Annotated in this window: 13 protein-coding genes; 7 read left to right on the forward strand and 6 right to left on the reverse strand. The window is 38.7% G+C overall.

The window, feature by feature from the left end; translation table 11 throughout:
* The first annotated feature begins 179 nt into the window (after positions 1 to 179).
* From tpiA to LC115_05750, 3 genes are read left to right on the forward strand one after another with little or no spacing between them, the layout of a single operon-like run.
* Positions 180 to 965 (forward strand): triose-phosphate isomerase, encoded by a 786-nt coding sequence (gene tpiA / locus LC115_05740; protein MCZ2356180.1) that lies wholly within the window; start codon positions 180 to 182, stop codon positions 963 to 965.
* On the forward strand, positions 962 to 2,287 hold the full coding sequence (locus LC115_05745) for a polysaccharide biosynthesis C-terminal domain-containing protein (protein ID MCZ2356181.1): 1,326 nt from the start codon (positions 962 to 964) through the stop codon (positions 2,285 to 2,287). Before tpiA ends, LC115_05745 begins: the two co-directional genes overlap by 4 nt.
* Positions 2,288 to 2,292: 5 nt before the next feature.
* Entirely contained in the window at positions 2,293 to 2,901 is a 609-nt protein-coding gene (locus LC115_05750) for an acyltransferase (protein MCZ2356182.1), read from the forward strand.
* A gap of 603 nt (positions 2,902 to 3,504) precedes the next feature.
* Here LC115_05750 and LC115_05755 read toward each other — a convergent pair.
* The 6 genes from LC115_05755 to lepA form a co-directional block, all read right to left on the reverse strand.
* Positions 3,505 to 4,716, reverse strand: coding sequence for an ABC transporter permease (locus LC115_05755; GenBank protein MCZ2356183.1), 1,212 nt, complete (start codon positions 4,714 to 4,716; stop codon positions 3,505 to 3,507).
* An 11-nt stretch (positions 4,717 to 4,727) separates the two neighbouring features.
* Positions 4,728 to 5,552 carry a C4-type zinc ribbon domain-containing protein gene (locus LC115_05760; GenBank protein MCZ2356184.1) on the reverse strand — a complete coding sequence of 275 codons (825 nt, stop codon included), beginning with the start codon at positions 5,550 to 5,552 and terminating at the stop codon, positions 4,728 to 4,730.
* Positions 5,552 to 6,652 (reverse strand): Nif3-like dinuclear metal center hexameric protein, encoded by a 1,101-nt coding sequence (locus tag LC115_05765; protein MCZ2356185.1) that lies wholly within the window; start codon positions 6,650 to 6,652, stop codon positions 5,552 to 5,554. The genes LC115_05760 and LC115_05765 overlap by 1 nt, the downstream gene beginning before the upstream one ends.
* A 64-nt stretch (positions 6,653 to 6,716) precedes the next feature.
* Positions 6,717 to 7,049 (reverse strand): YegP family protein, encoded by a 333-nt coding sequence (locus LC115_05770; GenBank protein MCZ2356186.1) that lies wholly within the window; start codon positions 7,047 to 7,049, stop codon positions 6,717 to 6,719.
* 119 nt (positions 7,050 to 7,168) lie between these two features.
* A complete protein-coding gene (locus LC115_05775) occupies positions 7,169 to 7,597 on the reverse strand; it encodes a hypothetical protein (protein MCZ2356187.1) in 429 nt (142 codons plus the stop codon).
* Positions 7,598 to 7,642: 45 nt separating this feature from the next.
* Positions 7,643 to 9,430 (reverse strand): translation elongation factor 4, encoded by a 1,788-nt coding sequence (gene lepA, locus LC115_05780; protein ID MCZ2356188.1) that lies wholly within the window; start codon positions 9,428 to 9,430, stop codon positions 7,643 to 7,645.
* 219 nt (positions 9,431 to 9,649) lie between these two features.
* Between lepA and LC115_05785 the strand changes: the two genes are divergently transcribed.
* The 4 genes from LC115_05785 to LC115_05800 all read left to right on the forward strand — a co-directional run bounded on the left by LC115_05785 (position 9,650) and on the right by LC115_05800 (position 16,239).
* Complete coding sequence (locus tag LC115_05785; GenBank protein ID MCZ2356189.1) at positions 9,650 to 10,048, forward strand: hypothetical protein; 399 nt, start codon at positions 9,650 to 9,652, stop codon at positions 10,046 to 10,048.
* Between the two features lie 199 nt (positions 10,049 to 10,247).
* Positions 10,248 to 12,746, forward strand: a complete 2,499-nt coding sequence (locus LC115_05790) for a DUF2309 domain-containing protein (protein ID MCZ2356190.1) — start codon at positions 10,248 to 10,250, stop codon at positions 12,744 to 12,746.
* A 2-nt stretch (positions 12,747 to 12,748) separates the two neighbouring features.
* Positions 12,749 to 14,614, forward strand: a complete 1,866-nt coding sequence (locus tag LC115_05795; protein ID MCZ2356191.1) for a hypothetical protein — start codon at positions 12,749 to 12,751, stop codon at positions 14,612 to 14,614.
* A gap of 44 nt (positions 14,615 to 14,658) precedes the next feature.
* Positions 14,659 to 16,239: a SulP family inorganic anion transporter gene (locus LC115_05800; protein MCZ2356192.1), complete on the forward strand. Its 1,581-nt coding sequence runs from the start codon at positions 14,659 to 14,661 to the stop codon at positions 16,237 to 16,239.
* Positions 16,240 to 16,243 lie beyond the last annotated feature (4 nt).

Below are 16,243 nucleotides of genomic sequence, written 5' to 3' on the forward strand. Positions count from 1 at the left end.
GATAAATCATAATAGATTGATAATTAATCACTAAATTCTCTTAGTAATTAGAAGAATTATCATTAGAAAATAGCATTTCTAAAATACCATAATAGGTTGTTGGATTGTTATTTAAAATATAAATTGTTTTAGAATAGCATTCAGTTATTTGTTCATTGAAAAGTCCGAACTTTGCCCTGATGATTGAAAGAAGAAGAAAGATAGTGGCTGGTAATTGGAAGATGTATTTAACCTTACCTGAGGCACGTGAACTTGCTTTGCAAATTGTTACAGGTGTAATGAACCAACCCTCACCGGTATCGGTTATTTTGGCACCCAGTTTTCCTTTTTTAAGTACTGTTCATTCTGTTATTGAAGGGCGAGATAACATTCTTTTAGCAGCTCAAAATCTACATGAAGCTAATTTGGGAGCGTTTACCGGAGAAGTTTCTGCTGCTATGCTACGGTCGGTTGGTTGTAAAGCGGTGATAATAGGTCATTCTGAACGTAGGCAGATTTTTGGAGAAACTGACGAAAGATTAGCTCGCAAGATGACCACTGCTTTATCTACTGGTTTTACACCTATTTTCTGCATAGGCGAAACACTCCAAGAACGCCAACAAAACCAAACTTTTTCCGTCATCGAACGTCAGTTATCTTTAGGCTTATTTGGCTTAGGAGAAACTGATTTTGAGAAAGTTATCATTGCCTATGAGCCTGTTTGGGCTATTGGAACGGGGCAAGTAGCCTCAGACACGCAAGCCCAAGAAGTACATGGTTTTATCAGGGAAAAAATAGCACAGAATTATTCTCCGGAAATTTCTAACCAAACAACTATTTTATACGGCGGTAGCGTTAAACCCGAAAATGCTCTTGGGTTATTTTCCCAGCCGGATATAGACGGGGGGCTGATTGGCGGGGCAAGTTTAAAAGCCAAAGACTTTCTATCTATCATAGAATCAGCCACAAAGGCTTATTCCGCATGATAAAACTCCTGATTATTCGCCTACGAAAGCAACCTAACTTACGGCTACTATTAGTAGATTTCGTTATCTCGTTCATTATCAAGGTTTTAGGAATGGGATTTGGGTTTGTCGTGCTTTGGTGGATAGCTAAAACTCAGGGCGATAAAGTATTAGGTGTTTATTCCTTATGTTTAGCGTTGTTGCAATTACTAATAATCCCGGCCAAGTTTGGGTTAGATATTTCTATGGTACGTATTGGGGTGAACCAATGCGTAAAAGGAGAATTTGCCGCATTTAAACAGACGTTTTTTCGCGCAATTATTATTTTATTACTGACATCATCCGTTATAGCAATCGTTTTATGGTTAGCGCGTAGCCTTTTAGCCGAAAAAGTATATCATAAGCCCTATTTAGCGGAGTATTTTATGATTACAGCGGTTACGCTTGTTCCGTATGCACTCGGGTCTTTATTTACCGAAGGCTTACGTATTTTTCGGGTAATGCGTGGATTTGCCTTTATGAGCACTGCTGCGCAAAATATTTTTACATTATTACTGCTGTTTGTTTCCGGGTTATTTATTCCCGATGAGCATCCTATAATTTGGAATTTCTGGGCATTATTACTCGTTTGCGTGGTTGCTATAATCTGGTTTAGACAGGTAGCTAAGCTAGGGCAGGTTTCCCCTTCCGGAGGAATGAAGTATTCAGAAATAACCAAGCAGTCTTATCCGGTCATGTTAAGTGCTTTATTCACAACTATTACAGCGCAAGCAGGGCTATTGATATTAGGAATGTATAAACCAGAAGCAGAAATTGCGATTTACAATATTGTTATTCGACTATCAGTACTAACCACTCTATCTTTATTGGCTATCAATAATTTAACTGCGCCGCAATTTGCAGAGGCACATTCTAAACAAGATGTATGGGCACTTCAAGTCCATATTCGGCGAGCTACACGGCTTATTTTTTGGACATCCTTACCGCTATTGCTGATATTTTTACTTTTTCCCTCTTATGTAATGGGGATTTTTGGTGAACAATACCGTGTGGGAGCTTGGGCTTTGTTTATAATCTCTATTGGTAAGTTCTTTGGAGCAATTTCAGGAGCAGTAGGCCAACTTTTAATAATGGTTGGGGAACAAAAGATTTTGCAAAATGCTGCTATTATTACTGCTATAATTGTGATTTCACTAAACTTCTTATTAATTCCGACCTGGGGGATTATCGGTGCTGCTGCTGCAAATTCACTTGGTGTGGTACTGCTGAATGGCATTTGTATTTGGCACATTAAGCGAAAACTCGGCTTCATTACGCTGTATATCCCCTTTATTTCCGACTAAGATTTATGATGCAAAAAATCCACTTTTGGAAAAGTTGGTATAAATATCAATACCGAATCAAAACCAAACTAATTACTAAGTGGTTTCGGTTAAAAAATTGGCCATTGGTATCCATTCATCCAAAGGCATACGTAGAAACTAATGTTGTGTTAAGACCTTTTTGGTCAAAAGATTATCCTACCTTACTTCATATTGAGCTAAAAGCGTATGCACATATCAAGCACTCCGTTACAATACAAGGAAACGGAAAATTAATAATTGGAGAACATTCTTATATCGGCTCTTACTCGGTTATTGGCGTCAATGAACAAATATCTATTGGTAAAAATGTGATGATAGCTGACGGGGCAACAATCAGGGATACCGACCACCAGATAGCGCGTACCGATATTCCCATGCAATACCAAGGGATGACAAGCCAACCTGTTGTTATAGAGGACGATGTGTGGTTAGGGCATGGCGTCTCGGTACTTCGTGGGGTGAAAATCGGAAAAGGTTCTGTAATTGCTGCCGGTGCTGTAGTTACACAAAATATCCCACCCGGAGTAATCGCAGGCGGAATACCCGCTAAAATTTTAAAATACAGAGATATAACAGAAGTGTTGAAAGTATAGCTTTCATGTTTTCTGGTGCACAACCCATTTTTTTTTACAAAAAAGTAACCCAAAAGCTAAAATTTTGGGTTACTTTTTGCATAAATAAGCATCAATATTATGTGGAGGGGAAGTTTAGCAGAACTTTTCATCCACAGTAACCGCAGGCAGAGATGCGTGCTACCTGAGCAAATTTGTGATGCATAGTTGAGAGAGTAAGTGCCTCCATTTTCTATAAGGAAATGGGGCATTTGCTTTTTGTATAAGTACGTATTGTTGAATATTATGTTTCATTTTTTTTAAGAAAAATTTTTGCTTGTGGTGTCTCGCCCTGAAATAGGGTTATAAAAATTAAAAAGTGTAAACATATTTCAGGGCGAGAAACAGATTAAAAACTACTAAAGTATTGACCTAAATAATTTTGAGCCTCGTTCTTGTTCCGCCCATTTTTGGATATTTTTGTGCTTCGACAATGAGGGCAGTAACCGTTAGCTTGGACTTCTGGCATAGACGATAAAGTTAGTCTTTATTGCCAAAAACTTCATCATACTTTCTGAACCACAAGCAATAAATTAAACATAGCATCTCTGCCTATTTGAAAATGATGTACCTGTAAAAACACAATTAATTCAAGCGCATAGCTTGAATTATCTGAATCCTACTGACTAAAGTTACTGGTATAAGCATTGAAAATAAGCAGATTATTAGAGTTCCGAGATTAATAAGCCCAAACTCTACCCAACGCCAACTAACCGGAATTACTTCCACAAAATAAGAATCAGGGTCAACGGCTATAAAACCCGTTTCTTGCTGCACCCAAAGCAGCCCCAACCCAAGGGCATTCCCCAAAACTATACCAATACAAATCAACCAAAAAGCCTGACCCAAAAATAACTGATACAATTGAAACAAAGACGCTCCCATAGCTTTTAGCAGACCAATAACTGATGTTCTCTCTAAAATCAACACCACTAAGGCTGCCGAAAGGTTAATCATGGCAATTAAAATCATCAAAATTAATATAAACAGTACATTTTGGTGTTGCAGATTTAACCAGTCAAATATTTCTGGATACCGTTCATAAACAGATAATATTTGCTGGTCAAAAGCTATTTTAGAACTGATATTACTTAAAAAGAGGGGCAAATTTTCGGTTTTATGTAAAAAAATATCTAATCCTTCTACTTGGTTGGCTTCCCAGCCTAAAATTTGCTGTAGCATCGTAAGGCTGCCGATGGCAATTCGAGCATCAAATTCTGCTAATCCGGTTTCATAAATTCCGCTAACGATGATTGGCCGAGCACGAATATTTTTCTCCAAAAAATATAAGCGAACTTTTTCCCCTACCTGAACGCCTAATTTTGTAGCTGATTTTTGGGAAAGAAGAACTTCAAAATACTTCTCCGATGAGAAATCGGGTAATCTACCGGCAACTAAGGTATTTTTAAAAAACAAGCTATCCCACTGGGCAGTTACGCCTTTTACCTGAATTCCCTCTAACCCATTTTTAGACTTTAAAATCCCGGTTTTGTAGATAAATGGCTGCAAACTACGAACATAACTCCCTTTGTATAGCTGTAGCAGAGAGTCGGATAGCGTAATTGGGATAATGTTGTTATCTGCCTGTGGTAAATAGTTTGTCAGTTGTGCATGAGCTGTAAATCCAATTATTTTTTCTTTTATAGCGGATTCAAAGGCAAAGACAACAGAAATGGAGACCTCCATTACTGCAATGGCGAGCATTGCACTCCCGATAGCTAATGCTATGATAAGTCTGGTGTGTACACGACTTACCGAAAAAGTAAATTTTCGGGCGAGATACCATGCGAAGTTCACTCTTTGGAGCGTTACTCGGCTCCTGCATCCACTGTCTTAGCGGTGCTGGCGCGCCTGCGGGTTTTGGGAGCAGGTACTTCTTCTATCTTAGGAGCAGGTGGCACATAATCAGGGAAATAGCTCGCATCAACAAGTATTCTGCCGCAGTTTTCACAAACAATTATTCGTCTGCTGTGGCGTATCTCTGCTCTCCGTTGTGGTGGAATCACAGAAAAACAGCCTCCGCAGGCATCTCTATCCATAGAAACTACTGCTAAACCGTTGCGCATATTGTTGCGAACATTACTGTACGCCTTTAGCAATCTGGGTTCAATCTGCTTAGAAGCATCAACAGCTTCGGACTCTAACTTAGAGGCTTCGGCTTCGTTTTCAGCTACTAATCCGCTTAGTTCCAGCTTTTTAGCGTCAAGGTCGTGCAACCGTTCTTGGTATAAGTTTTTTTCAAATGATAGGGAGTTTGTACGCTCTTCCAAGTTCTCTGTGCTAAAACGGATTCTGCGTTCCGCAGTTTGGATTTCTAACTCTGCTAATTGAACTTCATGAGTCAAAGACTCAAATTCACGGTTATTGCGAACCTCATTTAAGCGCTCTTGATAGCGTTTAATAAGGTCTTTTTGGGATAAAATATGCTGACGCTTATCGGCAATTTCTCGCTCTATCTGGTGAACTTCTTCGGTTATTTTTTGGGTGCGGATTCGACGGCCTTCTAAATCGTCTTCTAAGTCCCGTACCTCTTCAGGTAATCCGCCTAAAATCTGGTTAATACGATCTAACTTACTGTGAATGTGCTGCAAACGTGTTAAGGAGCGAAGCTTCTCGTCAATTGAAATATCCATTATCGAAAATATCTGATTGGATTAGTGGAATGGGTGAAAATTGAAGCCGCAAAGTTAGAAAATTTTTCTTGAATATAGGCGTGTATTTGTTGAACAGCAAATTGTTCGGATTCATAATGTCCAATATCAACCAACAGCATTTTTTTATCCGGCTCAAAAAACTTATGATAGGTTATGTCTGCTGTAACCAAGGCATCGGCTTTTTGTTTGAGTGATTCCGAAATTAAAAAACTGCCGGATCCGCCGCAAACGGCTACTTTCTCAATATGTGTTTTATGAGTGTCAGCATATCGAATTCCCTCTGCCGAAAAAATAGCTTTTAGTGAGCCTAAAAATATCTCCTTGGACACAGGTTCTGGTAAATATCCGATAATGCCGGCACCAATATCTGAATGGTAGTTTTCTGTTGTTATAATTTGAAAAGCCACTTCTTCGTATGGGTGGGCTTGTTTCATAGCCCGAATTATTTCAACTTGGCGGGCTGCAGGGAAAACGACTTCTAATTTATCTTCTGTGGCGATTTCAATAACGTCTTTTTCACCTAAAAAAGGATTTGAACCGGATAGGGGGCGAAATGTCCCCGTTCCGGAGAAAAAGAAAGAACAGTTATCGTAATCACCGATTTTACCGGCTCCTGCTGCAAACAATGCTTCTTGAACAACTTGCCGGTGGGTAGTTGGCACATTGACGTATAATACCTGCAACTGTTTGGGCTTAGGCAGCAATATCTGGGTTCGTTGCAGCCCCATGAGAGCCGCAATAGATTTGGTTACACCAGTACGGATATTATCAAAATTTGTGTGAAAGGCATACAAAGCAATGTCTGACTTAATTGCATCTATCAATAAATCGTTTACCCAAGTGCCGGATACTAAATTTTGTTTTGAGCCAAACCAAATCGGATGATGGCAGATTATCAGGTTTGCATTCAAGTGCTTAGCAAAAGCAATAACTTCTTGAGTTAAATCTAAGCTGATAACAATATGATTTACAACACTATTCTTGTTACCAACGATTAAGCGTGAGTTATCATAGCTTTCTGCTAAAGCTGGTGGTGCCCAAGTTTCTAAAATATCAATAATATCCTTAATTAAAAGCATATTTTGCCACAAAGTAATTTATGGATAGGATACAAGCCTTACGCAAAGTTTTTTAGGTTGGTTTTCAGCCCAAATTTTCTTCTATTTTAGCTTCTGATGCGTTCTTTTTTACGGATTCTATTCCGTTGTTACATCCGTCTTCGCTAACATACATTTGGCTTGTTCCGATAACTTGGCCATTTGAGGATTTTAGGTTAAAGTAAAACTTTCCGTTACTGGCTGTTTTGTGTTCATAGCGTTTGTCTTCCGGTGCATTTTTACGTACAGATTCGATGCCGTTATCACATCCTTGGCGGGTTGTGTATCCTTCACTGGTTAGTATAACCTGACCGTTAGTTGCTTTTAAGTTAAATTGAAATTCGCCGTTGCTGCGTTTGCTAATTATAAACTTTCCCATAATTAAAAAATAAAGGCGAAATTAGTAATTATTTTGGATTCGCAAATTAGTAGTAAAATAAATTTTAAGTGATAGCAGTAGGTAAAATTACGAGTAATTAAGTATAATTAATCTTGTGTTTAAGATAGCTTTACTTTAATTTTTCGTTCGATTACTTTTCCGTTTGACGGTGTGTAGATGATTACTGCGCTGGCTTGTAGTTTTTGCTTAGGGAGTGTTGTTTCCAAGTTCAGCTCACCTTCTTCGTTTGCATAGAATTTTTTTTGATCTACTCGAACGCCGGTTTTTTGTAGTTTTAGGATAACTACGGAGTTGGGTAGTAGTTGAGTAACGTCAATTTGGTATTTTTTGCCGGCTGTGATGTTTATTTCATCTGATAGGGCAAAGTCTTTTCCATTCAACTGAATACGAGCATTTTCATATTTGGGGCCTTTTACGGTATGGGTTACCGGTTCATCATCTCCGATAATTTCATCTTGCTGCGCATAACTTACTTGGAATAAGGTAATTAAAAATAGAAAAGTTGTTAATTTGATGATGTGGTTCATGATTTCTGAGTATTTTAGGATATTTTATCAAAAAGAGTGCCAATGTTAATCTAATTTTAATACTGCCATGAAAGCGGATTGAGGTACTTCAACGGTTCCTATTTGCCTCATACGTTTTTTTCCTTTCTTTTGTTTTTCGAGGAGTTTACGTTTTCGGGATATGTCTCCGCCGTAGCATTTAGCGGTAACGTCTTTTCGCAGTGCTTTGACGGTTTCACGGGAGATGATTTTGGCACCGATAGCTGCCTGAATAGCAATATCGAATTGCTGTCTGGGGATAAGTTCTTTGAGTTTTAGGCATAATCTTTTTCCCCAGTCGTAGGCTTTATCGCGGTGAATAATTGCGCTAAGGGCATCTACGGGGTCTCCGTTCAGCATAACGTCCATTTTTACTAATGTGGATTCTTTGTAGCCAACGAGTTCATAATCTAAGGATGCGTAGCCTCTGGAAATGGTTTTTAGCCGGTCATAGAAGTCAAAGACTACTTCTGATAAGGGCATTTCAAAGGTTAGCTCAACGCGCTCTGGGGTGAGGTATTGTTGGTTTTTGAAGATGCCGCGTTTTTCGATGCAGAGGGTCATGATTCCGCCGGTATATTCGGATTTGGTGATGATTTGTGCCTTGATGTAGGGTTCTTCTACCTTTTGGAGGCTTCCGGGGTCGGGCAAGTCGGTCGGGTTATGAACATCTACAATTGTGCCGTTGGTTAAGGTGGCGATATACTGTACGTTTGGCACTGTGGTTATGACGGTCATGTCAAATTCTCGGTCTAACCGCTCTTGAACGATTTCCATGTGCAGCATTCCCAGAAAACCGGTTCTAAAACCAAATCCTAATGCGGCTGAGGTCTCTGGCTCAAATACCAATGCAGCGTCATTGAGTTGCAGCTTTTCTAAAGAAGCTCTCAGCTCTTCAAATTCCTCTGTATCTACGGGGTAAATTCCGGCAAAAACCATAGGTTTCACGTCTTTAAATCCTTTTATAGCTTCTGTGGCGGGGTTACTCTGGGAAATAATGGTATCGCCTACCCGAACCTCCCGCACATCTTTGATGCCGGTTATTAAGTAACCAACGTCTCCGGCACAGATTTTTTCTCTGGGTTCTTTTTTAAGCCGTAGAATACCGATTTCATCCGCATAATAACTGGCTTTTGTGCTCATAAAGCGCAATAGTTCGCCCTTAGAAATAGAGCCGTCAAAAACACGAAAATAAGTAATAGTGCCTCTAAAAGAATTAAATATGGAGTCAAAAATCAACGCTTTGAGCGGTGCATCTGGGTTTCCTTTGGGGGCTGGTATCCGGTAAACGATAGCCTCTAAAATCGCTTGAATACCAGTACCTTCTTTGGCACTGGCTAAGATAATCTCCTCTTTATCACAACCTATCAAGGCCGTAATTTCATCACACATTTCCTCTACGCGAGCACCGGGTAAATCTATTTTATTGAGGACGGGGATGATTTCTAAGTCATTTTCAATCGCTAAGTAAAGGTTAGAAATAGTTTGTGCTTGGATTCCCTGGGCAGCGTCCACAACTAATAGGGCACCTTCACAGGCGGCTATTGAGCGAGATACTTCATACGAAAAATCAACGTGGCCGGGTGTATCTATCAAATTAAAGGTGTATTTTTCTCCTTGAAATTGGTAGTCCATTTGTATTGCATGACTTTTGATGGTTATTCCCTTCTCGCGCTCTAAATCCATATCGTCTAACACCTGACTCATCATATCTCTGGCAGAAACGGTGTTTGTAAACTCTAACAGCCTATCAGCAAGGGTACTTTTCCCATGATCTATATGTGCAATAATACAAAAGTTTCGGATTTTTTCCATTATGCCACAAAGGTACAAAACAGAAATACAGCTTAAATAGGAAAAAAATACTTAAACCCATTCTTGGGAAGTATTCTTGGGTGTTTTTTGAAAAGAATTTCTAAAGAAATAGATTTAGAAGATTTAAGACACAATATTTTTTTGAAAATAAATTGAACTAACTTTGCAGCGAATTTGTAATCACCTCCAAGTTGTGGTAATCTTGTTTACAAAGCAAGTATGCTCCTAAATTCTGAAAGAGTCGTTTTTAAAGCTACATTAGCTGTCGCTTTGCTCGGCGGTATCTTAGGCATCGTTTTTCAGATGTCTTTGCATCCGAAGAGGGTTGTGCATCAGATATGCAGCACGGCTCCTTTCTTCCAGAATTTTAATCTAAAGAAGACTAAAAGTATCACAGCCACTTTTTACTCCCTTGAAGAAAACAATCTTTGTAAAGACCAAGAGAATAAAAAAGAGGAAAACCGAGTAGATAATGTACTCGAGGTAGCCCAGTATTCTGTACCTATCGTTATCAATGCATTGATAGGTTACGGTCATTTTTATGGCGTACACGCCCCTATTTTGTGGGATATTCCGCTTTACGCACTGTTTCACGCGTGGAAGCATTTTCTTAATTAATAACTTAGAGTTTAACACTGTTTTTAGCCATTGGCTATTTTACCTAACTCATCCATAGAGTTTAGTAAGTTGTTTCTCTATTCCATACTTTTTTAGCTATGGAAAACCTGTTAGTATTTGAAATAATTTCAAATATAGTGGTATATCTATTATTATTTAAGTAAAAAAAACACAATATTATTGTTTAAAAAACAAAAAAATGAAATCCATTGACAATGCTGAGGATTCCTCGGTAGGGCAGATTTTGAGCCAAATTCGGCACTATCTGCCAACACAAAACCCATTAAAGTACTTTATTCATCATAATACGCTACATGCGTTTCAAGATAAAAACTTTCACGAAGCACTTCGAGTTTCTGCTCAAAATTTTGGTTATCAGGTATATTTACCTTTAGAAGATTACCGAAAGATGTACCAAAAAGGCCAGATACAGGAAGCTGTGTTGGCTCGTTGCATCAAAGAGGCTAAGGGAGAGCAATCCCTGCAAGAATGGCAAGACAAACTACTGCATCATAAATATGACGAAACTCACCACCAATATGTGGGTAATCTCAGGGCGTATTGGAAAAAAGGCTGCAAGATTAATCTTGATAAATATGTGCATCCAACCTTATTTAAGGTTTTAGGAGCATTTTTAGATCAAGGTATTGCTAATCAGAAATTTCCGTACTATCAATTACCGTTTTTAGAGGCAATAAAAAAAATAGAGCAGCATAGCTATAGTAGCCTTTTCAAAACAAAACGGGCTAAAAAACTTCTTCTTGAAGAGAAAGACTTATTGCAAGCACTTTTTGATTTAATCATCGGGGATGAAATGCTGGTAGAGCGTTATTTATTTGACCAGCAATTTGCTCATCCCGGTTGGTCTGGGATGTTCTGTGTTTTAGAGGAAAACCCTGATACCTTAGTGGATAAAAGAATTGTATCGCTACAAGATTTAATAACCTTTGAACTGCTATTAGAATTAGACACCTTAGATGAGCGATACGGCGAAAAATGGAAGCCAATATCTGCTTACTTACCTGCTGATTTTAAGCGGGATGCATTATCAGAGTTTTCATATAATGAACTTTTTGAAGTTTTTAGTCTTTGGCAAGAAGCATTTGAATGGAGCTATTACGACGGTGTGCTGAAAGGAATCAGTATTACTTACAAAAATAACATTCAGGAAGAGCAACATAGTTTTCAAGCTGTTTTTTGTATAGATGATAGAGAATGTTCATTTAGGCGGCATTTAGAAGCTACCGATAGCTTGTGTGAAACTTTTAGTACGGCGGGTTTTTTTAATGTTGCGTTTTATTTTCAGCCGGAAAATGGAAAGTTTCTCACAAAGTCATGCCCGGCGCCACAATCTACGCCCTATTTGATTCAGGAGCAGCAGGCTGAAAAACATCACCATAAAGACACTTTGATTCACAACCAAACGCATAGTTTTTGGGGTGGCTTATTGGCTTCACCCACTATAGGGTTTTGGTCTGCTATACGATTGGGAATCAATATTTTATTTCCTTCGGAAATACCGGAAGCGGTATCTTCATTTAAACACATGTCTCAAAAAAGCCAGCTAACTATTGACTATACCGGCCAGAGACAACATGATTTACAAGTAGGTTTTTCGGTTCCTGAAATGGTTGAGCGGGTAACGGGTTTTCTATTGGGAATCGGTTTAGTAGAAAATTTTGCACCAATAGTGTATATTGTTGGGCATGGAGCAAGTAGCATCAACAACACTCATTATGCAGGATACGATTGCGGTGCTTGTTCGGGCAGGGCAGGTTCTGTAAATGCTCGTGTGGTAGCTTATATGGCGAATAAGCCGGAAGTTCGTAAGCTACTTACCCAAAAAGGAATAGTTATTCCTGAAACCACTCAATTTATTGGAGCGCTACATGATACTACTCGGGACGAAGTTGCGTTTTTTGATGAGGAGATACTAACATCTGTTAATGAACGAAAACATCAGGAAAATCTACGGGTTTTTGAAAGCTCTTTGCAGGAAAATGCCAAAGAGCGTTCCCGTAGATTTTTATTAGTAGATTCCAAAAAGTCCGCTAAAAAAGTACATCAACAAGTGAAACAGCGTGCTTTTTCGTTATATGAGCCGCGCCCGGAATGGAATCACGCCACGAACGCCCTTTGTCTCATCGGAAAAAGAGAAAATAGTAAACAATTATTTTTGGATAGACGTGCTTTTCTAAATTCGTATGACTACCGAATTGACCCGGATGGCTCTATTTTGCTGGGAATACTGAATGCTGTAACGCCTGTTTGTGGAGGGATAAATTTAGAATATTACTTTTCAAGGGTTGATAACTACCGTTTGGGGGCAGGGACTAAACTTCCCCATAATGTGATGAGCTTGATAGGCGTGGCGAACGGCATAGACGGAGACCTGCGTACAGGATTACCGAGACAAATGGTTGATATTCACGACTCTTTGCGTCTTTTGGTAATAATAGAGCATTTTCCGGATGCTGCATTGCAGATTGTTAAAGCAAACCCGGCTACATACGAGTGGTATATTAATGACTGGATTCACTTGGCAGTGATTCATCCGGAAAATAAAAAGGTATTTGTGTTTAGGCAGGGAGAGTTCATTTTGCACGAACCTATACTCAATTCGATTCCGCAAGTTAATTCTCTAAGAGAAGTCTTTGAAACTGAGGCTGAAAATTTACCGGTTTATCAAATATATTAATTATGAACATCAGTTTTGCTATAGTTAGCTTAGTTGCCGTACCGTTTTTAGGTTTTTGGCTGAGTGTGCTTTCTCCGTCAAAGCGAGAAACACTCATTTCTCGAATAGCTATGTTCACAACAGGATCCCAATTATTGCTCTTATGTGCATTCATTGTGTATTGGTTGGTTCAGGATACCGGAGATATTAATCTGGAAGAGTTGGTATTATACCGGTCAAAAGGCTACTATTTTTTTATCAATTTTTATTTTGACAAGATAGCGGCGTGTTATTTGTTGGTAGGTTCTTTTATTACGTTTTTGATAGCTCGGTACAGCCACTACTATATGCACTTAGAGCCGGGCTATAAGCGGTTTTTCAATACGATTTTACTGTTCTTTTTTGGCTATAATTTAACCGTTCTTGCTGGGAATTTCGAGACTTTTTTTATTGGGTGGGAGGTTTTAGGTATTTCTTCTTTTTTGTTAATAGCGTTTTACCGAGATCGTTATTTGCCTGTCAAGAATGCTGTTAAGGTATTTTCAATCTATCGAATTGGTGATTTAGGGCTTTTAGCGGCTATGTGGGCAAGCCACCATTTTTGGCACGAAAGTATTACGTTTTTCAAGATGAGTAGCCACGTGTTGGTTCACAAGAATTTATCAGTAGATAGCGGAATAGGTATTTTTATTGGATTATCTTTGTTGGTTGCGGCGCTGGCAAAATCCGCCCAAGTGCCATTTTCTTCGTGGCTTCCTCGAGCTATGGAAGGCCCTACGCCGTCCAGTGCCATTTTTTATGGCTCATTATCAGTTCATTTAGGGGTCTTTTTGTTGTTGAGGACTTATCCTTTTTGGGAGGGGCAGATTGCGGTTAGAGTTGCCATTGGTTTAATGGGCTTACTTACGGCTATTGTATCTTCTTTGATTGCGCGGGTTCAATCGTCCATAAAGCCTAAGATTGCCTATGCGTCTATCACCCAAATAGGTATCATGTTTATCGAAGTTGCACTCGGCTGGCATACCTTAGCGCTGCTACATTTTGCCGGAAATGCTTTTTTAAGGACGTATCAACTATTGGTATCGCCTTCGGTTGTCAGTTATTTAATTCAGGAGCAAATCTATCATTTTGTTCCGGGTAGCGGCACTCAAACGGGAAAAATAAGAGACACACTTTATTTACTTTCTTTAAAGGAATGGAATATGGACTATTTCATGACCAATAGAGTATTCCGGTTCTTAAAAAGGCGAGGGAAGTTGCTTTCTTTTTTAACGCCTAAAAATGTACTATACTACTTTTTCCCGATATATGTTACTGGTTTTGGGTTGTATTTTTTTCAAGATATACTTTCTCCGTTAATATTGGAGTTTCTACCGCCTGTTTTTGCGTTGTTGGGGTTGGTTATGGTACTGCGGTCATTTGCAGAAAATGAGCATCCACGGTTAGCTTGGTTTCTGATTTTGTTTAATCACATTAGTTTGGCACTTGCTGTTTCTTTCAACAAACAGATAGACTTTCATGAAACCGTTATTTTTTTCAGTGGAGTTGTTCCGGCAGGGATAATCGGGCTTATTTGCTTAAATAAACTAAAAAAAGCAGAGCCGGAATCATTTGATTTAGAAGGGTATTCAGGGCATATTGTTAAGCATCAAACGTTAGCTTTTGTGTTTTTATTAGCGGCACTTGGCTTGATTGGCTTTCCCATAACACCAACCTTTATTGGTGAAGATTTACTGATTAGCCATATTTATGAACATCAATTTGTATTGGGAATGTTGGTCGCACTCAGTTTTGTGGTCAGTGGCATCTCGCTTATCAGAATTTATGCGAGGCTGTTTTTAGGGCCGCAAATATCACCCAGCATCTCAAATCCGTTAAAATCAAGTTAAAAAAACATTTTTCATTTTTCATTTTTCATTTTTCATTTTTCAACATGAATAATCAATCAGTATTATCGTTATCTACATTTAAAGATAGCAAACAAAGTTTAAAATCAGATATGGTTTCGGGCTTTCTGGTTTTTTTGATAGCACTGCCCTTAAGTCTTGGGATAGCCAAGGCGAGTGGTTTTCCGGCAGCTATGGGCGTGTTAGCGGCTATGGTAGGCGGCATTTTTACGACCTTTTTCAAGGTATGTGATTTATCTATCAAGGGGCCGGCTGCCGGCTTAATTACAATATGTTCCGGTGCCATCATGGAATTTGGCGGAGGTGAACAAGGCTGGAAGATGACCTGCGCAGTAATTGTGGTAATGGCAGCTATTCAGATTCTTTTTGCAGTATTAAAAGTTGGCTCATACGGAGACTTTTTCCCACACTCAGCAATACATGGAATGCTTGCCGCAATTGGGATTATCATTATTTCCAAACAAATACCGGTGCTTTTAGGCGACGAACCTTCTATGTATAAAGGAGAAAGCCCAATAGCATTACTCTTAGATATTCCCAGATTCATCGTTTTTGCCCACTGGCATATTGCGGCCATCGGCTTGCTTAGTGCCTTAATCATGTTTGGCATCCCGTTTATAAAAAAGAACGTTATCCAAAAAATCCCTGCACCAATGATAGCTTTAATACTAACAATTCCGTTGTCTATTTATTGGCACTTTAAGCAAACTGAACCAGATTATTCGCTCGTTTCAATAGGTGATTTCTGGGGAAGTATGGGGCTACACGTTGATTTCTCCGGAATTACTACATTAGTATTTTGGAAATATGTATTTATGTTTTTGTTTATCAATAGTTTAGAATCATTACTTACCGTAAAAGCAGTTGATCAATTAGATAAAACTTCCAGAAAATCAGACCCTAACGGAGATTTGATGGGTTTGGGTTTTGCGAACTTTTTATCCGGCTTACTTGGCGGGCTACCCATAATTTCAGAAGTCGTGAGAAGCTCTGCTAATATTGGCTTTGGTGCCAAAACAAAGTGGTCAAATTTCTTCCACGGAATATTTTTACTAATAGTGATGCTATTTTTAATACCGGTTATTGAGTTGATACCCAATGCTACCTTAGCCGCAATGTTAATTTATGCAGGATTTAGGCTTGCCTCACCCAAAGAATTTGCGCATACTTATCAAATCGGAAAAGAACAACTATTGGTTTTTTTGATAACAATTATCGTAACCTTAGCGGAAGACTTATTGGTTGGTGTCTTAACCGGAATCTTAGTTGAAATGATAGTTTATTTCCTAAATGGTATATCTTATCGAAATGTATTTAAAGCACAATATCAAATTGATCAAAATACAGACGAAACGGTTATCCATGTTCAAGGAGCAGCAATATTCTCAAACCTAATCAGCTTCAAAAAGATTTTGACAAAATTAACTGAAAAACAAAAGGTTATCTTTGATGTGAGCCAATCTACATTGATAGATCATTCCTTTATGAATTTTATTCGGTACTTTGAAACTGAATACAATAATGGTGGAGGCAATTTCTCAGTAGTTGGCTTAGAAAACCTTCAAGGTTTCTCTAATCACAAATTATCCGGAAGGAGAAAAAAATAACTAT

This window comes from Bacteroidia bacterium (assembly GCA_026932145.1).
Classification (GTDB): domain Bacteria; phylum Bacteroidota; class Bacteroidia; order J057; family JAIXKT01; genus JAIXKT01.

Bases quoted from the DNA above. Each gene is read 5' to 3' on its own strand.
- tpiA (MCZ2356180.1), top strand. From the start codon at position 180: ATGATTGAAAGAAGAAGAAAGATAGTGGCTGGTAATTGGAAGATGTAT.
- LC115_05745 (MCZ2356181.1), top strand. From the start codon at position 962: ATGATAAAACTCCTGATTATTCGCCTACGAAAGCAACCTAACTTACGG.
- LC115_05750 (MCZ2356182.1), top strand. From the start codon at position 2,293: ATGATGCAAAAAATCCACTTTTGGAAAAGTTGGTATAAATATCAATAC.
- LC115_05760 (MCZ2356184.1), bottom strand. From the start codon at position 5,552: ATGGATATTTCAATTGACGAGAAGCTTCGCTCCTTAACACGTTTGCAG.
- LC115_05765 (MCZ2356185.1), bottom strand. From the start codon at position 6,652: ATGCTTTTAATTAAGGATATTATTGATATTTTAGAAACTTGGGCACCA.
- LC115_05770 (MCZ2356186.1), bottom strand. From the start codon at position 7,049: ATGGGAAAGTTTATAATTAGCAAACGCAGCAACGGCGAATTTCAATTT.
- LC115_05775 (MCZ2356187.1), bottom strand. From the start codon at position 7,597: ATGAACCACATCATCAAATTAACAACTTTTCTATTTTTAATTACCTTA.
- lepA (MCZ2356188.1), bottom strand. From the start codon at position 9,430: ATGGAAAAAATCCGAAACTTTTGTATTATTGCACATATAGATCATGGG.
- LC115_05785 (MCZ2356189.1), top strand. From the start codon at position 9,650: ATGCTCCTAAATTCTGAAAGAGTCGTTTTTAAAGCTACATTAGCTGTC.
- LC115_05790 (MCZ2356190.1), top strand. From the start codon at position 10,248: ATGAAATCCATTGACAATGCTGAGGATTCCTCGGTAGGGCAGATTTTG.
- LC115_05795 (MCZ2356191.1), top strand. From the start codon at position 12,749: ATGAACATCAGTTTTGCTATAGTTAGCTTAGTTGCCGTACCGTTTTTA.
- LC115_05800 (MCZ2356192.1), top strand. From the start codon at position 14,659: ATGAATAATCAATCAGTATTATCGTTATCTACATTTAAAGATAGCAAA.